This window comes from Sphingomonas trueperi (assembly GCF_040545965.1).
GTDB lineage: Bacteria > Pseudomonadota > Alphaproteobacteria > Sphingomonadales > Sphingomonadaceae > Sphingomonas > Sphingomonas trueperi_C.
Window position 1 is genome coordinate 54637 of record NZ_JBEPMV010000007.1, and the last position, 22009, is coordinate 76645.

The window sequence follows — 22009 nt, forward strand, 5'->3', positions numbered from 1 at the left end:
CGGAAGGACGTGCGCCGGCGGCCTAGTAAAGCCCGCCCAGGGCGCGGACCGTGTCGGTCGCCACCGCCAGCTGCCTGGCACGTATCGCCAGCAACGCGCGCTCCGCATCGAGCGCGGCCGTCTGCGCGATCGTGACCTCAAGGAAATCGGCGGCGCCATCGCGGTAGCGTGTCATCGCCAGGTCCCGCGTGCGCTCGGCCGCCGCCGCCGCCTCGCGCTGGTTGCGCTCCTGGTCGATCAGGTGGCGGCCGGCGGCGAGGTCGTCCTCCACTTCGCGAAAGGCGGTCAGCACCGCTTCGCGATAGGTGGCGGCGGCCTCGTCATATTGGGCGCGGGAGATGCGGATATTGGCGCGCCGCGCGCCGCCGTCGAAGATCGACAGCGCGGCGGACAGCGGGCCGAGCGCCCAGAAGCTGTTGTCGCTGCGCAACAGGCTGCCGCTCGCCGCCTCGAACCCGCCGGCGCCGCCCAGCGTCACCGTCGGGAACAGCGCCGCGCGCGCGACGCCGATCTGCGCGTTGGCGGCGGCGACGCGGCGCTCGGCGGCGGCGATGTCGGGACGCCGTTCGAGCAGAGTCGAGGGCAGCGCCGCCGGAATGGCGGGCGGGGCGATCAGCGTGTCGACCACCGGGAGTGAGAAGGTCGACGGGCTCTCGCCGATCAGCACGGCGATGGCGTGCTCGTCGGCGGCACGATCGGCGGCGACTGCGTCGAGCTCGGCCTTGGCGCTGGCCAGCTGGCTCCGCGCCCGGCTGACGTCGATGCCGGAGGCGATGCCGCCATCGTGGCGGGTATCAGTGAGGTCATAGGCGCGCTGGAACGCCGTCACCGTTTCGCGCAGCAGCACCACCCGCGCGTCGAGCCCGCGCAGGTCGAAATAGAGGCTGGCGAGCCGCGCCTGCAGCCCGAGGCGCACGCCCGCGACGTCCGAAGCGCTCGCCTCGGCATTGGCCTGGTTCGCCTTCACCGTGTTGCGGATGCGGCCGAACAGGTCCAGCTCGTAGCTGAGCGAGGCGCCGATCTGCGCGTTGGTATAGGTCGCGGCGCGCCCCTGCGAGGCGGGGCGGGCGGCGGAGACGCGGTCGCGCTCGAGATCGGCGCCGATGCCGATTTCCGGCAGCAATTCCGACCGGCTTCGCCGCACCAGGGCCTGCGCCTGGTCATAGCGGGCGACGGCGGCGGCGAGGTTCGGGCTGCCGGCTTCGATCCGCTGCTCCAGCCCGTTGAGGGTGGGGTCGCCGAAAATCTCCCACCAGTTGCCCGCGGCCGGCACGTTGGCCCCGGCGGTCTGCCACGCGCCGCTTTCCTTGTAGGCGGGCGCGGCGACGACCTCGGGGCGATGATAGTCGGGCGCCATCGAGCAGGCGGAAAGGCCGAGCGCCGTGGCCGCGACCAGCGCGCGCTTACTTGCGCGCATTGGCGAGCACCTTGACCGGGTCGCCGGTCTGGAGCGAGTCCGGCGGATTGTCGATCACGCGGTCGTTGGGCGACAGGCCGGCGATCACCTCGACCACCTTGCCCTCGTCGCGGCCGAGCGTGACGGTGCGGAGCTGCGCCTTGCCGTCGTTGCCCAGCACTGCGACCTGGGTGCCCTTGGACCCGATGATCAGCGCGCTCGGCGGCAAGGTGACGGCATTGCCGCCGCCCTTGAGCGGGAAGCTCGCCTGCGCATAGGATCCCGGCTTCAGCGCGCGGTCCCCATTGGCCGCCTGCACCTCGACCAGCACGGTACCCGAGGCAGGATCGATGGCGTCGGCGGTACGGGTCAGCGTCGCCTTGAAGCTTCGGTCGGGGAATTCCGGGAGCGAAAGATCGACTTCCATGCCGGGATGGATCTGCTGCGAATAGGCCTGGGGCACCTTCACATAGGCGCGGATGCGGCTGACATCGGCGACGGTGAAGAGCGGCGTGGAGCTGGCATTGCCCGCCACGACCAGCGCGCCGATCTGGGTCGAGCGGCTGGTGACCACGCCGTCGAACGGCGCGACCAGCCGGGTGAAGCCGGTCAGCGCCTGCAGCCGCGCGACATTGGCGCGCGCCGCGTTGGTGAGCGCCGACTTGGCCGCCAGATCGCCCTGCTTCTCGTCGGCTTCCTGCTTCGACACCGCATCCTTGGCGAGCATGGCGCTCCACCGGGTCGCGGTTGTCTGGGCGAGCTGCTGGTTGGCGCGGGCGGTCTGCAGGTCGGCGCGGGCGGCGGCGAGCTGCTGCTCGACATCGGGGGCGTCGAGGATCGCCAGCACCTGGCCGCGCCGCACCGGATCGCCCAGGTCGACGAGCCAGCGGCGGACATAGCCGGTGGTGCGCGCATAGATCGGCGCGCTGTTGAGTGCCTGCAGGTTCGCCGGCAGGCGCAGCGCGTCGCTCGTCGCGGCGAGCGTGGGGTGGATCACGCTGACGCTCGGCACCGCCTGCTCGGCGGTCCAGGCGGCGAGGTTGCGCTCGGAATTGGCCCGCGTCACGATGCCGGTGGCAACCGCGCCGATCGCGACGAACCCCGCGACGGCCGCGGTGATTTTGAGCCGGCCGTTGCCGTTCTCAGACATGCAATTCCTCCAGTGGGATGGGGCCGCGGTCGGCGGGGGCGGCGCCTGCCTTGCGCTTGTGGACGAGGCTGAAGATCACCGGCACGAACATCAGCGTCGCGAAGGTGGCGACGATCAGGCCGCCGATCACCGCGCGGCCGAGCGGGGCGTTCTGCTCGCCGCCCTCGCCGAAGCCGATCGCCATGGGCAGCATGCCGATGATCATCGCCAGCGCAGTCATCAGCACCGGGCGGAAGCGGACCAGGCCCGCCTCCATCGCCGCCGCCGTGGCGTCGCCAAGCTCGGCGAGCCGCTCGCGGGCGAAGCTGACCACCAGGATCGAGTTGGCGGTCGCCACGCCCATGCACATGATCGCGCCGGTCAGTGCGGGCACCGACAGGGTGGTCCCGGTGGTGAACAGCATCCAGATGATTCCCGCGATCGCGCCCGGCAGTGCGGTGATGATCACGAACGGATCCAGCCAGCTCTGGAAGTTCACCACGGTGAGCAGGTAGATCAGCACGATCGCGCCGATCAGCCCGAAGCCCAGGCCGTAAAAGGCGCTGTTCATCGTCGCATATTGGCCGCGCATGGTGACGATGACGCCCTTGGGTGCCTGACCCTTCAGCTCGTCGAGCACCTTGCCGATATCGGCCGAGACCGCGCCGAGATCGCGCCCGTTCGGGGTCGCGAAGATGTCAATGACAGGGTTGATGTTGTAGTGCGAGATCACCGCGGCGGCGTTGCTGCGTTCGATGTTCCCGATGCCGCCGAGCACCTGGCTGCCCCCGCCGCTCGTGCCCGTGACGGGCAGGTTGGCGAGATCGCTGATCGAGCCGACGCGATATTCCGGCGTCTGCGCGACCACCGCATAGGACACGCCGTTCTCCGGGTTCAGGTAGAAGACGGGTGCGGTCTGCGAGGTGCCGGCGAGCGAGCTGGCGACGCTGGTGGTCACGTCGCGCTCGGTCAGGCCGAACTGCCCGATGCGGCTGCGATCGACGTTCACGTCGAGCTGCGGGTAGCGGGACGATTGCTGGATGCGCGCGTCCGCCACGCCGCCGATCGTGCTGATCCGGCGGAGGATCTTGCGGGCATAGGCGGCATTGGCATCCGCATCGCGGCCCGAAACCTGGATGTCGATCGGCGCCGGCGCGCCGAAGTTGAGGATCTGGCTGGTGATGTCCGCCGGCAGGAAGGCAAACTGGGTGCCCGGATAGGCCTTGGGGAGCAGCTCGCGCAGCTTCTTCACATAGTCGGCGGTAGGCGCGTGATCCTTGCTGAGCTGGATCAGGATGTCGCCGTCCTGCGGGCCGACGGTGCCGGAGTTGTTGTAGGTCGTGTTGATCGCGCTGACCGGGAGGCCGATATTGTCGACCAGCGACACCAGCTCGTCGGCCGGGATCACGCCGCGAATGGTCCGCTCGATCCGGTCGAACTGCGCCGCGGTATCCTCGATCCGCGAGCCGACCGGTGCGCGGACATGGATCGCCATCGCGCCCGCATCGACGTTCGGGAAGAAATTTTGCCCGAGCAGCGGCACCAGGAACAGGGTCACCGCAATCACGAGGATGAAGGCGAGGATGAAGGGCCGCGGGGTGCCAAGCGCCTTTTCCAGCAGCCCGCCATAGCCGGTGCGGATCTTCTCGAAGCGATGCTCGAACCCGCGCTGGAAGCGCACCAGCGGATTGCGCGAACCGGGCGTGCCCGCCTCATGGCCGTGCCCCGGCGCATGCGGCTTGAGCAGGAACATCGCCATGGTCGGCACCAGCGTGCGCGACAGGAGGAACGACGCGATCATGGCGAACACCACCGACAGCGCCAGCGGCACGAACAGGAAGCCGGCGATGCCGGGCAGGAAGAACATCGGCACGAACACGATGCAGATGCAGAGCAGCGAGACGAAGGCCGGGGTGACGATCTGCGCCGCGCCGTCAAGGATCGCGTCCTTCACCGACTTGCCCTGCTCGAGGTGCCAGTTGATGTTCTCGATCGTCACCGTCGCGTCGTCGACCAGGATGCCGACCGCGAGGCTGAGCCCGCCCAGCGTCATGATGTTGAGCGTATTGCCCGTCGCCGACAGCGCGATGATCGCCGCCAGGATCGCCAGCGGGATCGAGATAGCGATGATCACCGTCGAACGCCACGAGCCGAGGAACAGCAGGATCATCAGCGAGGTGAGCCCGGCGGCGATCACGCCTTCCTTGATCACGCCTTCCACCGCGGCCTTCACGAACAGCGACTGGTCGCCGATCGGCGCGACCTTCAGGCCGGGCAGCGTCGCGGTGGCCTTGGGCAGCGCGTCCTTGATGCCCTGCACGATCGCCAGGGTGGAGGTCGCGCCGCTCTTGAGCACGGTCATCAGCACCGAGCGCGCGCCGTCGACATGGACGACATTGGTTTGCGGCGCCGAGCCGTCGCGAACATGGGCGACGTCGCGCATGTAGATCGTCGCGCCGTTGACCACCTTGACCGGCAGTGCGTTCAGCTCGTCGATCGATCCGGGCGCGTTGTTGAGCTTGATGCTGTACTGATAGCCGCCGATCTTGGCGAAGCCGGCCGGATTGATCTGGTTCTGCGCGGCGATGGCGTTGCCGACATCCTGCGCCGACAGTCCCTTCGACTGCAGCGCCTGCGGATCGAGGTCGATCTGCACCTGGCGCTGCCGCCCGCCCGAGGGATAGGGAATCGCGGCGCCCGGCACGGTGACGAGCGGCGGCCGCACCTGGTTCTGCGCGGTATCGAACAGCTGGCCTTCGGACATGCCCTTGCCCGACAGCGCGAGCTGGAGGATCGGCACGGTCGAGGCGTTGTAGTTGAGGATCAGCGGTGGGGTGATGCCCGGCGGCAGCTGGCGCAGCACGGTCTGCGAGATCGACGTCACCTGCGCAGTGGCGGTGCGGATGTCGGCACCCGGCTGGAAATAGATCTTCACCACGCCGATGCCCTGCATCGACTGGCTCTCGACATGGTCGATATCGTTGACGGTCGTTGTCAGCACGCGCTCGAACGGCGTGACGATCCGCCCCGACATCTCGTCGGGCGACAGGCCGCTATACTGCCAGGCGACCGCGATCACCGGCACGCGAATGTCCGGGAAGATGTCCACCGGGGTCCGGATCGCGGCGAGCACGCCGAGGATCAGGATCAGGATGGCCATGACGATGAAGGTCAGCGGCCGCGTGAGCGCGACTCGGACGATCCCGATCAAGCGCGGCCCCGCGCAGCGAAATGGGCAGAAAAGCGAGCGGCCAGGCGCATCAGGGAAACTCCGGATTGACAGTGCGGCGCTGCTTCCGGTTCGCAGTCGCAGCATTTCCCTGCATCCGTGCAACCATCCACGTCCAATATCGTTTGCGGCATGATCGATACGCCCTATGTATCGAACAATGGAACTGCGCCATCTCCGCTACTTCGTCGGCGTCGCCGAGGAATTGCACTTTGCCCGCGCCGCCGCACGGCTCGGCATTTCCCAGCCGCCGCTCAGCCAGCAGATCGGCCAACTCGAGGCCGAACTCGGCGTTCGCCTGTTCGATCGAACCAGCCGCAGTGTGCAACTGACGAGCGCCGGGCTTGCCTTCCTGCCCGCTGCGCGGGCGACGCTGGAGCAAGCCGAACGGGCGATCAATATCGCTCACCGCGCGGCCCGCGGGGAACTGGGAGAGCTCAACCTCGGCTTCAACGCTTCGGCTCCGTTCGTGCCGATGATCGCCCGCTCGATCTTCGCGTTCCGGCAGGCCTTCCCAGACGTGAAGCTGAACCTGACCGAGGTCGCCGGTTCGGCGCAGTTGACCGCGCTGGCCGACCATGCGCTCGACGCCTGCTTCGTCCGCAGCAAGTGCCGCCCGGAGATGGGCGATGGCGTCGCGGTGACGCCGATCCTGCGCGAACGCCTGTTTGTGGCGCTGCGCCCCGATCACCCGCTGGCCGACAAGGACGTTACCCTGCGCGATCTCGCCGGCGAGCCGATGATCGTCTATGCGCGCGAGCACGGCGCCACCTTTACCGACGAATTGCTGGGCATGCTGCGCGGCGTGGGCGTCGAGCCACGGATCGAGCATCGGGTTCGAGAGGTATCAACGCTGCTCGGTATGGCGGCAGCGGGCGTGGGCGTTGCCGTCGTCGCAGAGTCACTCTGCGCGCTACAATCGGCCAAGCTGGCCTACCGGCCACTAGGGGACCCGGAGTCCATAACGTCGATTTGGCTAGTTCACCTTTCCGAAGATACCAGCCTGCCGTGCCGGAATTTCCTCGATATCGTCACCAAGGAATCCCGTATGCTTTGATTTTCAATCGGCATCATCATCGTGTCGCCGAGTTCGCCCATCCGCTCCTCGGCTGCCTCGGAGACCAAGCGCAGCACCCCTGCTGCCGCCCTGGCCGTGGGCGAGCCGAGACAAGCCACAGCATCGCCTTGGTGTGAGACATCGGCTCACGGCGACGGGAAATAGCTTACTCCCGCGACAGCGCCGCCACCCGCAGCATCGCCAGCGCCGCGAGCAGCAGCGTCCCGCTCGCGAACGCCATGGTCCAGATCGGCTCGCCGGGGAAGAAGCGGTTCATGATCGAGCCCATCACCGTCGCCACCAGCAGCTGCGGCACCACCACGAAGACGTTGAACAACCCCATATAGATGCCGAGCTTGGTCTGGGGCAGGCTGGAGGCGAGGATCGCATAGGGCATGGCCAGGATCGACGCCCAGGCGATGCCGATGCCGATCTCGCTGGCGATCAGCCACGCCGGATCGCGCACCAGGAAGAAGCTCGCATAGCCCGCCGCGCCGCACAGCAGCCCGAAGATGTGCGTGCGCGCCTTGCCGAAGCGCGCGGAGAGCAAGGGCAGCAGGGTCAGCGCCGCCACCGCCGCCACGCCGTTATAGGTGGCGAACAGCACGTCCACCCAATTGGCGCCTTCCTGATAGCCCGCGCTCTTCGGATCGGGCGAGCCATAGAAGGCGCCCGCGACGATCGGCGTGGTGTTGATCCACATGATGAACAATGCGGACCAGCTGAAGAATTGCGCCACCGCCAGGCGCTTCATCAGCACCGGCATGCCGGCGAAGTCGCCGACGATATGGCCCAGCATGCTCGCGCGCCCTGCCCGCGCCCGCAGGATCGCCACAATCTGGGCAATGCCATAAGCTGCCAGCAGCGCACCGAGCAGATAGACTTCCTTTTCCAGCCGGTACTGCGCGACGGCAAACACGACCAGCGCGCCTGCGATGATCCAGGACACCCCCGCGGTCGGCTGCCGAGCTGCGAGGAGCCGGACTGCCGCGCCGTCATCCGCATCGGCGGGCCCGTCGAACGCCGCCATTTCTGCCGGGCTGTATTCGCGCGTGGTCACCACGGTCCACAGCACAGAGCAGAACAGCGCAGCACCGCCGAACCAGAAGGCGTATTTCACCGTGTCTGGTACGCCGTGCGCCACCGCCGCATTGGAGACGCCGAGATGCTCGAGCGCCCAGGGAAAGATCGATCCCAGCACCGCCCCCATGCCGATGAACGCGGTTTGCACCGCATAGCCGGCGCTGTGCTGGTCCTTGCGCAGCATGTCGCCGACGAAGGCGCGGAACGGCTCCATCGAGATATTGAGCGAGGCGTCGAGTATCCAGAGCAGCCCTGCCGCGAACCACAGCGCCGGACTTTCCGGCATCAGCAGCAGCGCAAGCGCGGCGAGGATCGCGCCGCCGAGGAAATACGGGCGTCTCCGCCCCAGCCGCCCGAGCCAGGTCTTGTCGCTGAGGTGTCCGATGATCGGCTGGACCAGCAGCCCGGTGAGCGGCGCCGCCACCCACAGCGCCGGCAAGTCGTCCAGCCGCGTGCCGAGCGACTGGAAGATCCGGCTCATATTCGCGTTCTGCAGCGCGAAACCGATCTGGATGCCGAAAAAGCCGAAGCTGATGTTCCACAGGCCGGCGAAGGACTGGCGGGGTTTCTCCACGCTCATGCCCCGCACGACTTGCGGACGATCAGCTTGGTGGGCAGCAGTGCCGGGCCGACGGGCTTTTCGCGGATCCGCCCGATGAGCGTCTCCACCAGCGTGCGGCCGGCAAGCCGGGCGTCCTGCATGACGGTGGTGAGCGGCGGGCTCGCCGAGCTGGCCGCGGGAATATCGTCGAAACCGATCACCGAAACATCCTCTGGAATGCGCTTGCCCGCGGCCTGGAGCACCCGCATCGCGCCGATCGCGATCAGGTCGCTCGCCGCGAGGATCGCGTCGAAGTCCGCGCCGCCGTCGAGCAGCGCCTGCGCCGCGGCCGCCCCGGATTCCTCCGTGGTGATCGCATCGATCTGCAGCGCGGGGTCGGCGGAGAGCTCCGCCCCGGCCAGCGCTTCGGCATGGCCGCGATAGCGCTCGTGAAACTCGGGATAATGGCTCGACGCCGTACCCAAAAATGCAATTTTCTTGCGACCGAGCCCGAGCAGATGCCGCGTGGCCTCGCCGCCGCCGCCGCGATTGTCGCAGCCGATGGTCAGCCCTGCGCCCTCGGCCAATACCGATCCCCAGCGGACGAAATGCGTGCCGGCATCCTGCAGCGCCTTGAGCCGCGCGCGGTACAGCTCGAAATCGCCGTAGCCGAGCAGGATCAGCCCATCGGCCTTCCGCGCATCCTCGTAATCGGTGTGCCAGTCGCTGGAGAGCTGCTGGAAGCTGATCAGCAGATCATGGTTATGCTCGGCGCAGGTGCGGATGATCGATCCCAGCATCGAGTGGAAGAAGGGATTGATCAGCGAATCATCCGACGTCGGATCCTCGAAGAACAGCAGTGCCAATGTCTGCGAATGTCTCGTGCGGAGATTGGAGGCAGCCTTGTCGACACGGTAGTTCAACTGCTTGGCAATCGACTCGATACGTAGCCGCGTCGCCGGGTTCACGCCCGACTCGCCACGCAGCGCGCGCGAAACGGTTGGCTGCGAGACGCCCGCCAGCTGCGCGATATCGAATGATGTAGGCTTGCGCTGCATGCCCATGCTGGTCCTCTCCCGGCGTACGGCCGTGGTCGCCGCATCGCATATTATGCATGGGCGTAGCAGGGTGGTGCCGTCAATCGGCAGACTGGTGCCGAAAGGCCATAGCGGGCCCGGATCGAGCCTGAATACGTATGTGAGCGGCTGGCCAGCATACCCCCTTTTGCAAGATTGAATGCAGCACTGCGCAGATCCGGCGCAGCCCGCATGGGGCGGGCATTCATCCGGCCACCCAAGAGCCGGGGTAGAGACAAATTGGGGAGAGACATGTTGCTCAGCACGTTCCGCGGCCGTCGTGCCGCCCGCATCGCCCTCGGCGCCAGCGCCGCCGCGATCGCCTTCAGCTTCACCACCGCCGCCTTCGCGCAGGATAGCGGCACCCCCGCCGCCGATGCGCAGGATAGCGGCACCCCCGCCGCCGATGCGCAGGATAGCGGCCCCGGCGAGATCGTCGTCACCGGCTTCCGCGCCGCGCTCGCCAGCTCGGCGAACATCAAGCGCAACAACACGATGATCGTTGACTCGGTCTCCTCCGAAGACATCGGCAAGCTGCCCGACGTCTCGATCGCGGACTCGCTGGCGCGCATCCCGGGCGTCACCGCGCAGCGCCTCGAAGGCCGCGACCAGCGCCTGTCGATCCGCGGCCTCGGCCCGGACTTCTCCACCACGCTGCTCAACGGGCGCGAACAGGTCACGGTCGGTGACAATCGCGGGGTCGAGTTCGACCAATATCCCTCGGAATTCTTCAAGAACGTCAACGTCTACAAGTCGGCCGACGCTTCGCTGATCGCCGCCGGCATCGCCGGCACGGTCGACCTGCGTATGCTGCGCCCGCTCGCCCAGTCGCAGCGGACCTTCGTCGTCGCCGCGCGCGGCCAGATGAACGAGCAGAAGAAGCTCAACCCTGACGGCACCCGCTACGGCTATCGCGCCTCCGCGACCTATGTCGACAAGTTCGCGAACGATACGCTCGGCATCGCGATCGGCGTCTCCGCGCAGAACACGCCGACCCAGATCGAGCGCTACGCCGCCTGGGGCTTCCCGGCCGAGTCCAACGCCGGCAACAACCTCTTCCTCGGCGGCGCCAAGCCCTATGTGCAGTCGAACCTGCTCAAGCGCTATGGCGGCGTCGCGACGGTGGAATGGCAGCCGAGCGAGAATTTCCACTCGACCTTCGACGGCCTCTATTCGCACTTCGAGGAAACTCAGCGCCTGCGCGGCATCGAGTTCCCGATCGCGCCCGCCTATGGTTCCAACGCGACGATCCAGCCGGGCTACACCGTCCAGAACGGCCTAGTGACTGCTGCCACGATCTCCGATGTCGTCGCCGTGCAGCGCAACGACTACAACAAGCGCAAGGCCGAGAATATCTCGCTGGGCTGGAACAACGACTTCAAGCTGAGCGACAGCATCCATTTCGTCGTCGATGCCAGTTGGAGCCACGCCACCCGCACCGACTTCCTGCTCGAGACCTATTCGGGCACCGGCTACAACCAGTCCGGCGCGAAGGACACGATCAAGATCAACCAGAATGCGAACGGCACCTACAGCATCGTGCCGACGCTGGACTATACCAACACGAACGTGATCAGCCTCACCGATCCGCGCGGCTGGGGCTATAACGGCACGCAGTCGGTGGTCCAGGCCGGCTTCCTCAACCGCCCGGACTTCGAGGACGACCTCAAGTCGCTGCGCGCCAGCTTCAACGGCGAGTTCAGCGGCAGCATCGTCAAGAGCTGGGAAATCGGCGGCAATTTCAGCCGTCGCGAGAAGCAGAGCCGCTACACCTCCTACTTCCTCTGCCCGCCGGGCGCGGGCACCGGCTGCACGATCGCCAGCGGCACGCCCACCAGCTTCCCGGTGCCGTCGGATGCGGTACTCGGCGAGCAGGTCGCGCTCGCCTATCTCGGCGTGCCGAAGATGCTGACCTATGATCCCCTCAAGGTCTATGGCCAACTGCGGCCGGTGTTCGACAATCGCCCCGGCTCGCTGGTGCGCGACAACATCGTCACCGAGAAGGTCTATACCGGCTATGCCAAGCTGACCATCGACGGCACGGTGGGCGGCAAGTCGCTCAAGGGCACGCTGGGCCTGCAGGTGGTGCACACCGATCAGGGCTCGTCGGGCGCGATCGCCGCGCTGAACGGCGGCGTGGTCACCGTGGCGCCGGTGGCGGACAATACCAAGTACACCAACTTCCTGCCCTCGGCGACGTTCAGCCTCGAACTCGTCCCCACCTTCTACGTGAAGATGGGCGCGGCGCAGACGATGGTACGCCCGCGCCTCGACCAGGAGCGGATCACCCAGGCGGTGAATGTCGACCTGTCGAAGCTCGGCCTGGGCAGCCTGCCGCAGAACAGCCCGTTCAGCTCGGACGGCGGCAATTTCCGCCTGCGCCCCTACCAGTCTACCAACATCGACATCTCGCTGGAAAAGTATCTGCGCGGCGGCGGCTATCTCTCGGTTGCCGGCTTCTACAAGCACCTGACAGACTTCGTCGATCCGAACAACAGCACGCTGTACGACTTCTCGGCCCTGCTCAACGCCCTGCCGCCGGCAGCCCAGGCGATCGTGCGGGCGCAGAATGCGCAGTTTGGCCTGGTTAAGACCCCGGACAATACCGGCCGCGGCGACATCCTCGGCGTGGAAGCTACCGCCTCGGTGCCGTTCAGCATGTTCGCGAATGCGCTCGACGGGTTCGGCATCTTCGCCAGCGGCTCCTATGTCGACAGCCGCGTCGTCTATGGCAGCAATCCGAACGCGCCGGTCACCCTGCCCGGCCAGTCCAAGTGGATCGCCACCGGCACCGCCTATTACGAGAAGAACGGCTTCCAGGCGCGCGCCACCTATCGCTGGCGTGACAGCTTCCTGGCAGAGCTGGCCGGCCTCTCGGCCAATCCGGAATTCCGCACCGGCAAGTCCGAGGGCGTGCTCGATGCGCAGATCGGCTATGAGTTCCAGACCGGTCCGCTGAAGGGCCTCGCGATCCTGGCGCAGGCCAAGAACCTGACGGATGCACCGTTCATCACCACCGAGGCGGGCGATACCCGCCTGGTGCGCGAATATCAGCGCTATGGCCGCGATTATTATCTCGGCATCACGTACAAGTTCTGAGGTTCGTCGGCCCGGTTTCCACGCGGAGACCGGGCCCTATCGCCGGCACCGGAGGGGGAGCGCCATGGCAGTCGCAGCACCATATCGCATCGTCGTCGCCGGCGGCGGCACGGCCGGATGGATGGCCGCGGCGGCGCTGGCCCGCTTCCTCGGTGAGGGCTTCACGATCACGCTGGTCGAGTCCGATGCGATCGGCACGGTAGGCGTCGGCGAGGCGACCATCCCGCAGATCCGGATGTTCAACGCCAGCCTCGGCATCGACGAGGACGCCTTCGTCGCCGCCACCCAGGCGAGCTACAAGCTGGCGATCGAGTTCTTCGGCTGGACCAAGGGCGGCCGCTACATGCACGCCTTTGGCGATGTCGGTCGCGACAACGGTCTGCTCGCCTTTCGCCACACCTGGCTGCGCGGGCTTGCGGAAGGCGTGGCCGAGCCGCTGGCCGTCTATGCCCTCAACAATGTCGCCGCGCTTGCCAACCGCATGCAGCGCGGTCCCGCCCGCACCGCTCGCGTGCTGCCGGAAATGCCCTATGCCTTTCATTTTGATGCCGGTCTCTATGCCCGCTTCCTGCGTAGCTATGCGGAAGCGCGCGGCGTGGTGCGGCATGAGGGACGTATCGAAGCCGTCGCTCGCAATGGGGAGGGCGGCGACGTGGCCGCGCTCCACCTCGACGGGGACCGCCGGATCGAGGGCGACCTGTTCCTCGACTGCACCGGCTTCCACGCGCGGCTGATCGGCGAGGCGATGGGCGTCGGCTATCAGGACTGGTCACACTGGCTGCCCTGCGACCGCGCGCTTGCGGTGCCGAGCGCGCGTGCCCGCGACTTCACCCCCTATACCCGTGCCACCGCGCATGATGCCGGCTGGCAGTGGCGGATCCCGCTCCAGCACCGCACTGGCAACGGCATCGTCTATTCGAGCCGCCATCTTTCCGACGACGAGGCCGCGGCGCGGCTGCTCGCCGGGCTGGACGAGCCCGCGCTCGGCGACCCCCGCCCGATCCGGTTCCGCACCGGGCGGCGCGAGGTCGCTTGGGCGGGCAATGTCATCGCGCTGGGCCTAGCCAGCGGTTTCCTCGAACCGCTGGAATCGACCAGCATCCACATGATCCAGTCCGCGGTGGAGCGCGTGCTCAAGCTGCTGCCCAGCGGCCGTGCGCTCGCGCCGCTGCGGGACAGCTATAATCGCCAGGCTGCGAACGAGAGCGAGCGCATTCGGGACTTCCTCATCCTCCATTACTGGGCGAACGACCGCGACGAGCCTTTCTGGCGCGACCGGCGCGAATCGCCCCTGCCCGACGGCCTCGCCGAGAAGATCGCGCTGTGGCGCGAAACCGGCGAGATCGTCCGCGAGGACGGCGATCTGTTCAGCGACGTCGCCTGGCTGCAAGTGCTTGTCGGTCAAGGAATCGCCGCACGGGGACACCACCCGCTCGCCGATCAGCCGCCGGTCGCGCAGATTGCCGAATATCTCGACCTTCTCGCCAAGCTCAATGCGCGCGAAGTCGCGCAGATGCTTTCCCATAGCGACTTCGTCCGCGCGCACGGCGCCGCGGACGCGGAGATTGCCGCATGATCCGTTCGACCGCCCTCGCCCTGCTCGCCGCCGCGCTCGCCGCGACGCCGGCCATGGCACAGACCTATCGCGACCGATTGCCCGAGGACGAAGTGCTCTACTTCCTCCTGCCGGACCGCTTCGACAATGGCGACACCGCCAACGATCGCGGCGGGCTGACCGGCGAACGGCTGGTCACCGGCTTCGATCCCGCGTCCAAGGGCTTCTACCATGGCGGCGACCTGAAGGGCGTGCTGAACCGGCTCGACTATATCCAGGCGCTAGGCGCCACCGCGATCTGGGTCGGGCCGATCTTCAAGAACAAGCCCGTGCAGGGGCCGAAGGGGCAGGAATCCGCAGGCTATCACGGCTATTGGATCACCGATTTCACCCAGGTCGATCCGCATTTCGGCACCAATGCCGAGTTCAAGGCGCTGGTAGATGCCGCTCACAAGCGCGGCATCAAGGTCTATATGGACATCGTGGTGAACCACACCGCGGACGTGATCCAGTATCGCGAATGCGGCGACTGCAGCTATCGCAGCCGGGCCGACTATCCGTACAGCCGCAAGGGCGGCGTCGCCGGGGCTTCTATCAACCTCGGGTTCGCGGGAGATGACGACCACAGCGCCGCCAACTTCGCCAAGCTCACCCGGCCGGACTATGCCTATACGCCGGTCGTGCCCGAGGCGGAGCGGAACGTGAAGGTGCCCGCCTGGCTCAACGACCCGATCTACTACCACAATCGCGGCAACTCGACCTTCGCGGGCGAGAGCTCGACCATGGGCGATTTCGTCGGGCTCGACGACCTGATGACCGAGCATCCGCGCGTCGTCGCGGGCATGATCGACATCTTCGGGGGTTGGATCGATCACTTCGGGATCGACGGCTTCCGCATCGACACCGCACGACATGTGAATCCCGAATTCTGGCAGGCCTTTGTCCCGGCGATGCTCGCCCGCGCCAAGGCTAGGGGTATCCCCAACTTCCACATCTTCGGCGAGGTCGCCGATCCCGAGGTGGCCGCGCTTGCCCAGCATACCCGCGTGGACAAGTTCCCCGCAGTGCTCGACTTCGCCTTCAACCACGCGGTGATCGACGTCGCCGGCGGCAAGGGCACTGATCGCCTCGCCAAGGTGTTCGCGACCGACGTGCTCTACGAAGGCGGCGAGAAGACCGCGCACCGGCTGCCCACCTTCGTCAGCAACCATGACGCCGGCCGCGCCGCTACCTTCATCAAGCAGGCCCTGCCCAAGGTGAGCCAGGCCGAGCTGCTCCAGCGTGTGCAGCTTGCCCAGGCGATGCTGCTGCTGCTGCGCGGCGTGCCGACCATCTACTCCGGCGACGAGCAAGGCTTCGTCAGCGACGGCAACGACCAGGATGCCCGCGAAGACATGTTCGGCAGCAAGGTGGCCAGCTACAACGACAACAAGCTGCTCGGCACCGATGCGACCACCGCCACGCCGAGCTTCAACGCCGCCCACCCGCTGTTCCGCCAGATCGCCACGCTCGCCCGCCTGCGGACCAGCCACGCGGCGCTCACTCGCGGCCGGCAGATCACCCGCTTCGCCAGCGACAAGCCCGGCCTGTTCGCCGTCTCGCGCTTCGATCCGGAAACCGGCGCAGAGACCGTGATCGCCTTCAACACCAGCCCCGAGCCGTGGACCGGCAATGTGCAAGTCGAAACCGGCTCCACCAGCTTCCGCACACTCGCAGGCGCCTGCCCAGCCAGCGCCGCTGCCCCCGGCAGCCTCACCCTTTCCCTTCCCGCGTTCGGCTACACCGTCTGCGCGGCCGGAGCAGCCAAGTGAACCTCATGACGATGCGTGACCTCTCCACCGAAACCCGGCCCTGGTGGCGCGGCGCGGTGATCTACCAGATCTACCCGCGCAGCTTCGCGGACTCGAACGGCGACGGCGTCGGTGACCTGCCCGGCATCACCGCGCGGCTCGATCATGTCGCGGCGCTGGGCGTGGATGCGGTGTGGATCTCGCCCTTCTTCACGTCACCGATGCGGGACTTCGGCTATGACATCGCCGATTTCTGCGGTGTCGATCCCGTGTTCGGCACGCTTGCGGACTTCGACGCGCTGGTCGCCCGCGCCCATAGGCTGGGCCTCAAGGTGCTGATCGACCAGGTCTATTCGCACAGCTCGGACCAGCACCCCTGGTTCCAGGAGAGCCGCACCAGCCGCACCAATCCGAAGGCGGACTGGTATGTCTGGGCCGACGCCAAGCCCGATGGCAGCCCGCCCAACAACTGGCAGTCGGTATTCGGCGGCCCGGCCTGGACCTGGGACGCGCGACGCGGGCAGTACTATCTCCACAATTTCCTGCGCGAGCAGCCGGACCTGAACTTCCACAATCCGGAGGTACAGGCGGCCACGCTCGCCACCGCCAAGTTCTGGCTCGATCGCGGCGTCGACGGCTTCCGGCTCGACGCGATCAACTTCACGATGCACGATCCGCAGCTGCGCGATAACCCGCCCGCGCCGGATACGGGCGCCCCGCGCACCCGCCCCTTCGACTTCCAGCAGCATGTCTACAATCAGAGCCATGCCGACATCCCGCTGCTGCTCGAGAAGCTGCGCGCGCTGGCCGATGGCTATCCCGGCCGCTTCACCGTCGCGGAGGTCGGCGGGCCGTCGCCTGAGGCGGAGATGCACCTGTTCACTGCCGGGGAGACCCGCCTGAACAGCGCCTATGGCTTCAACTTCCTCTACGCCGAACGCCTGACGCCCGCGCTGGTCCGCGACGCGGTTGCCGAATGGCCCGAGGCGCCGGGCGTGGGCTGGCCGAGTTGGGCGTTCGAGAACCACGATGCCCCGCGCGCCATCTCGCGCTGGGTCGCCCCCGAGCACCGCGCCGCCTTCGCCGCGCTCAAGATGCTGCTGCTGCTCAGCCTGCGGGGCAATGCGATCCTGTACTACGGCGAGGAGCTGGGGCTCACCCAGGTCGAGATCGGCTATGAGGATCTGCAGGACCCCGAGGCGATCGCCAACTGGCCGCTCACCCTTAGCCGCGATGGCGCTCGCACGCCGATGCCCTGGGTTGCGGACGCACCCAATGCCGGCTTCTCGGTCGCCCGACCGTGGCTGCCGCTGGGCCCGGATCATCTCGGCCGCGCGGTGGACGTGCAGGAGGCCGATCCCGCCTCGTTGCTCCGCCTCACCCGCCGGCTGATCGACCTGCGCAAGCAGCACCCGGCGCTGGTCGAAGGCGCGATGGCGGTGCTCCATGCCGACGAGGCGCTGCTGGTCTTCGCCCGCACCGTTGGCGACGCACGCCTGGTCTGCGCCTTCAACCTCTCGGCCACACCCATCGGCCTGCCGCCCGAGCTGTTCGACGGGCTGACGGTGGTGGAGGCGCTGAACGGCCCGACCCTCTACCACCTGCCGGCTTATGCGGGGCTCATCGCCGGCTGATCCGATCCCGCCGGCATGCCGCGAGCGAGCTCGATCATCCGGTTGGCGGTTTCGCGCTCGCCCATCACCACCTCGTCGGCGCCAAGCCCCTCGAGGTGGGCGACCTCGTCGGCCGAATGGGCGCGCACCACCACCGGCAAGCCGGGCGCGAGCTGGCGGGCATGCTGGAGGATCGCTCCGCCCTCGAACCCGGCGGGAATGGCGATCAGCAGCTTGCTCGCCTGGCCGATCTGCGCGGCGACCAGCGTCCGCACGTCGACGGCATTGCCCGCCACCACGGTGATGCCCGCCTTGCGCGCCTGCTCGGCCATGTCGTTCTGGTCCTCGATCAGCGCGAAGGCCTTGCCGTGCTGCTGAAGATCCTCGGCGATCATCTTGCCCACCCGGCCATAGCCGATCAGGATCACATGGCCCTTGGGCAGGTCGATAGGGGCAACTGCCTCGCGGCCCGCTTCCGCAGCCTCGTAGCGCTTGGCGACCCAGGCGAAGAGGAACGGGTTGAGGAAGATCGAGAACATGGCGGCTGCGAGGATCACGTCGCGCGCCGCTGCGGGCATCAGCCCGAGATCGGTGCCGAGGCCCGCCAGGATGAAGGAGAATTCGCCGATCTGCGCGAGGCTCACCGCGACCGTGAGCCCGGTCTGGTTCGAATAGCCGAACAGCCGGACGATGCCGTAGGCGGCCAGCGACTTGCCGACGAGGATGATCGCCACCGCCGCCAGCAGCACCAGCGGCTGCTCGACCAGCACCGACGGATTGAACAGCATCCCCACCGAGACGAAGAACAGCACCGCGAAGGCGTCGCGCAGCGGCAGCGTCTCCTCGGTCGCGCGCCGGCTGAGCGAGGTCTCGCCCAGGATCATGCCGGCGAAGAACGCGCCCAGCGCGAAGGAGACGTCGAACGCCAGCGCCGCGCCGAACGCGACACCCAGCGCAATGGCCAGCACCGCCAGCCGGAACAGCTCCTGCGAACCGGTGCCGACCACCCATTGCAGCGTCCACGGGATCACCCGACGACCGACCACCAGCATCACCGCGACGAAGCCGGCGACCTTGAGGAAGGTGGAGAGCAAGGGCTGGACCAGCGACCCGCCGCCCTCGCCGCTCATCACTTCGCCCAGCACCGGCAGCAGCACCAGCGCCACGACCATCGCCAGATCCTCGACGATCAGCCAGCCGACCGCGATCCGCCCGCGCTCGGTCTGGACGATGTCGTGCCCCTGCAGCGCGCGGAGCAGCACGACCGTGCTCGCCACCGAAAGCGCCAGGCCGAAGACGATGCCCGCCTGCAGTCCCCATCCGGCGACATAAGCGAGCCCGATCCCCATCGCGGTCGCCGCGGCAATCTGCACCACCGCGCCGGGCACCGCGATCCGGCGCACCGACATGAGATCCCGCAGCGAGAAGTGCAGGCCGACGCCGAACATCAGCAGGATCACGCCGATCTCGGCGAGTTCGTTGGCGAGGCCGGAATTGGCGACGAAGCCGGGGGTGAACGGCCCCACCGCGACGCCGGCAAGCAGATAGCCGGCGATCGGTGAGACTTTGATCCGGTGTGCGATCGCGCCGAAAATGAAGGCGACGACAAGTCCGGCGACGATGGTGGCGATCAGGGGCGCATGATGCGGCATCGATCCTCCTTGAAATGAAAAACTGGTTCGACACCGGTCGCGCCTGAAGGCGACCGGTGTCGATGCAGGTCAGGACTGGGCCACGCCGATCGCGGCTGCCAATAGCGCCGCGGCGCCGGCGATGCCGGACCAGACGGCGATGGCGAACCATTTCGGGGGCCGCTTGCCTCTTCTTCTACGCATAGGTCCTCCTCTCGCGCCGCAGCGGCGGCGAAGACGAAGTTCAGGCGTCAGGGCGCGTTTGGCGCCTCAGCAGCAAGGCGCCGGTGGGGACCGAGCGCCGCGCGCGCCGCAGCGGACCGGGCGAAGCACCTTAGCCGGCGTGCAGGCGTAGAGCAGCACGAAGAGGAGAAGGAGCGACGCGAATGCCGGTGCGAAGGCGAGTACGGCACCATTGCCGGCGGCGCCGTCGTGCCGCACGCTGCGGATGCTCTGCCACAGGCTTGCTGTCTGGTCGCTGCGCTTGGCGGCGATCGCTACGCTGGTCGTCGCGGGGTTGAACGCCGGGCCATGCGCCAGCGTGTCGGGCGGGCCGAGCGGTGCCACTGCGCCGAACAGCAGCGCCAGCACGAAAGTCCATACCGCCACCGGCAGCGCGGCGCGCCGGCTGTAGCCACGATCGGGCATGGAGGTGGAGGAACGGCCCATCACGCGATCAACGCAGCGATCGCGCGATGGTGCCGTAACGAAGTGTTACTTGGGCATTCCCGTCAGCCCGCTCGCCTTGCGCAGCGCGTAGCCGTCGAGGCGGTAGCCATCGAGGAACACGGTCTGGACATGGCGAAGATTGCCGATGTCCTTGGAGACGTCGCCTTCGACCAGGATGATGTCCGCCGTCTTGCCCGGCGCGATCGCGCCGACGCGGTCGTCCATCCCCACCATCCGCGCGGGCACGATCGTCGCGGTCTGCAGCGCCTCGACATTGGTCAGGCCGGCTTGCTGGTACAGCTCCAGCTCGCGGACAAGTTCGAGGCCATAGCCGTCGGTACCCGCGACGATCGGCACGCCCGCCTGGTGCAATCGTCCGACCACTTCCACCATCTTGCCGAAGCTCTTGCGGAAATCGGCGCGGGTCAGGCCGCCGAACAGCGGGTAGCCGCCGATCTTCCACCCACGCGCGACCGAGGGCGGTGCGACGTCGACATAGGCGGCATATTCAGGCGGCACCGCGCTGCCGTCCGAGGTCATCAACGGCTCCCACACGGTCAGCGTCGGGTCGATGATCGTCTTGCGCTTGGCAAGCTCGGCATAGAAGGCGCGCAGCTCGGGCGAGTCGAGGTTCAGGTCCTTGCCGTACTTCGCCGGCCCTTCCAGCCGCGCCGCGGTGTTCGCCTTGTCGACCACGTCCTGCGGCATCGCCTGCATCAGGATGAAGTTGATATGGGTGACCTCGTCATAGCCCGCGCGCACCGCATCGAGCGGGCGCATATGCGCGGGCACATGACCGTGCACGTGCAGGCCCAACTTGTGCGCCTCGGCCGCCGCAGGGGCGATCCAGGCCGGGTCCATCGAGGTGTAGAACTTCACCCCCCACATGCCGGCCGCCTTGATCTTGTCGACCGCCGCCACCGCTTCCGCCGCCGAGGAGACGGTGAGCGCACCCTGCGCCGCCAGCGGGTCTTTCTTGTCGATGATCACCGAGACCTTGCCGTCCGGTGCCAGCAGGTCACCGGCGGCGCGACGCTTGAAGATGCTCTGCGCATCCTCGATCGACGAGCCCGGGCTGCGATAATTGGTCATGCCGGTGGCGACGTTCTGGAGCAGGTTCCAGTCGTCGCCGACATGCTGGTGCGAGTCCCACAGCCCAGGGAGCAGCGTGCGGCCCTTGCCGTCGATCACCGTCGCCCCCGCCGGCGCCGCGATACTGCCGGCCGGACCGGTATTCGCCACCTTGCCGTCGGCGATCAGCACGGCCTGATCGGGCACGTACTTACCGGCGACCGAGTCGAACAGCAGCACATGGTCGACCAGCGTCGGCGTGCGGTTCGCGGGCACGAGGAAGCGGTGCGCCACGCCGCGAACCATCTCGGCCGCTTCCTTGTCCTGCACTTCCTTCAGCTTCGGTCCGGCCGCTTCATAGCCTTCGGGCAGCAGGAACATGCCCCCGGACACGCCGAAGAAGCGGTTCTGCGCGTCGAGCCACACCGGCGAGGGCGAGAAGCCGGTGCCGGTGATATAGGCGAGCTTCACCGTCTTTTTGCCGCCCGGCCCGTCGATCTCCACCGCCTTGCCGATGCTGATGCTGGCATGGCCGCTGGGCAGCAGATCAATTCCCGCCGATCCGGCGGCGACCAGCGCGTTGACGTCGTTTTCGAACGCCAGCCAGGGGCCCCCATAGCTGCTGTAGCGCGCCTTGCCGAACGGCTTCTCGCCGGCATCGACCGCGGTCTTCCAACGGGCGATACCGCCGGCATCGACGGTGAACGTCTCGGTCGCGTCGCCGCTGTCGGTGAACCCGCGTACGGCGAGATCGACCGGCCGCAGGTCCGGCCCCAGCTTCACCACTTCGTCGGTCTCGGTGATCCAGCCGCGCAGCGACATCGACATGCGGTAGGCGATCCGGCCGTCGGCCAGCGTCCACGACCAGATGTCGCCATGCTTCCCCGCGGTGGAGCTGATGGTGAAGTGCCGCGCCCCCGCGGGCGGCGTCATCAGGTCCGCCTTCTGCGTTTGCGCGGCGGCAGGCAGGATGGCGGCGGTGGCGAGCAAAAGCCCGAGGCGAAGTGCGTGCATGTGATGGTCCCTCCCAGCGTTGGCATGGTCTGGCACGCCGCCGCGCGGGACACAAT

Annotated in this window: 13 protein-coding genes; 5 read left to right on the forward strand and 8 right to left on the reverse strand. The window is 67.5% G+C overall.

Features of this window, described 5'->3' with window-relative positions:
- Positions 1–22: 22 nt before the first annotated feature.
- Genes ABIC35_RS18180 through ABIC35_RS18190 form a run of 3 tightly spaced genes read right to left on the reverse strand, consistent with a single transcriptional unit; the run spans position 23 to position 5736 of the window.
- The gene (locus tag ABIC35_RS18180; protein ID WP_121076213.1) at positions 23–1417 is read right to left on the reverse strand and encodes an efflux transporter outer membrane subunit; all 1395 of its coding nucleotides are present in this window, start codon (positions 1415–1417) and stop codon (positions 23–25) included.
- Complete coding sequence (locus ABIC35_RS18185) at positions 1404–2546, reverse strand: efflux RND transporter periplasmic adaptor subunit (protein ID WP_121076210.1); 1143 nt, start codon at positions 2544–2546, stop codon at positions 1404–1406. The genes ABIC35_RS18180 and ABIC35_RS18185 overlap by 14 nt, the downstream gene beginning before the upstream one ends.
- Entirely contained in the window at positions 2539–5736 is a 3198-nt protein-coding gene (locus tag ABIC35_RS18190) for an efflux RND transporter permease subunit (RefSeq protein ID WP_121076207.1), read from the reverse strand. Before ABIC35_RS18190 ends, ABIC35_RS18185 begins: the two co-directional genes overlap by 8 nt.
- A 178-nt stretch (positions 5737–5914) precedes the next feature.
- On the opposite strand from ABIC35_RS18190, the gene ABIC35_RS18195 reads away from it, so the two are divergent.
- Positions 5915–6811: a LysR substrate-binding domain-containing protein gene (locus ABIC35_RS18195; protein ID WP_121076205.1), complete on the forward strand. Its 897-nt coding sequence runs from the start codon at positions 5915–5917 to the stop codon at positions 6809–6811.
- A gap of 166 nt (positions 6812–6977) precedes the next feature.
- Here the strand turns inward: ABIC35_RS18195 and ABIC35_RS18200 are convergent, their stop codons facing one another.
- Both ABIC35_RS18200 and ABIC35_RS18205 read right to left on the reverse strand, forming a co-directional pair.
- Positions 6978–8474 (reverse strand): MFS transporter, encoded by a 1497-nt coding sequence (locus ABIC35_RS18200; protein WP_121076202.1) that lies wholly within the window; start codon positions 8472–8474, stop codon positions 6978–6980.
- Positions 8471–9499: a LacI family DNA-binding transcriptional regulator gene (locus tag ABIC35_RS18205; RefSeq protein ID WP_121076197.1), complete on the reverse strand. Its 1029-nt coding sequence runs from the start codon at positions 9497–9499 to the stop codon at positions 8471–8473. The genes ABIC35_RS18200 and ABIC35_RS18205 overlap by 4 nt, the downstream gene beginning before the upstream one ends.
- 264 nt (positions 9500–9763) lie before the next feature.
- Between ABIC35_RS18205 and ABIC35_RS18210 the strand changes: the two genes are divergently transcribed.
- The 4 genes from ABIC35_RS18210 (at position 9764) to ABIC35_RS18225 (ending at position 17589) form a co-directional block, all read left to right on the forward strand.
- Complete coding sequence (locus ABIC35_RS18210; protein WP_121076194.1) at positions 9764–12610, forward strand: TonB-dependent receptor; 2847 nt, start codon at positions 9764–9766, stop codon at positions 12608–12610.
- Positions 12611–12674: 64 nt separating this feature from the next.
- Positions 12675–14186: a tryptophan halogenase family protein gene (locus ABIC35_RS18215; RefSeq protein WP_121076191.1), complete on the forward strand. Its 1512-nt coding sequence runs from the start codon at positions 12675–12677 to the stop codon at positions 14184–14186.
- A complete protein-coding gene (locus ABIC35_RS18220; protein ID WP_121076188.1) occupies positions 14183–15976 on the forward strand; it encodes an alpha-amylase family glycosyl hydrolase in 1794 nt (597 codons plus the stop codon). The genes ABIC35_RS18215 and ABIC35_RS18220 overlap by 4 nt, the downstream gene beginning before the upstream one ends.
- Positions 15977–15981: 5 nt before the next feature.
- A complete protein-coding gene (locus tag ABIC35_RS18225; protein ID WP_121079286.1) occupies positions 15982–17589 on the forward strand; it encodes an alpha-glucosidase in 1608 nt (535 codons plus the stop codon).
- Here ABIC35_RS18225 and ybaL read toward each other — a convergent pair.
- The 3 genes from ybaL to ABIC35_RS18240 form a co-directional block, all read right to left on the reverse strand.
- Positions 17565–19220: a YbaL family putative K(+) efflux transporter gene (gene ybaL, locus ABIC35_RS18230; RefSeq protein WP_121076185.1), complete on the reverse strand. Its 1656-nt coding sequence runs from the start codon at positions 19218–19220 to the stop codon at positions 17565–17567. The two genes, ABIC35_RS18225 and ybaL, sit on opposite strands and share 25 nt — an antisense overlap.
- Before the next feature lie 249 nt (positions 19221–19469).
- Positions 19470–19868 (reverse strand): hypothetical protein, encoded by a 399-nt coding sequence (locus tag ABIC35_RS18235; protein ID WP_147425866.1) that lies wholly within the window; start codon positions 19866–19868, stop codon positions 19470–19472.
- 45 nt (positions 19869–19913) lie between these two features.
- Positions 19914–21953: an amidohydrolase family protein gene (locus ABIC35_RS18240; RefSeq protein WP_121076179.1), complete on the reverse strand. Its 2040-nt coding sequence runs from the start codon at positions 21951–21953 to the stop codon at positions 19914–19916.
- Between the last annotated feature and the right edge of the window lie 56 nt (positions 21954–22009).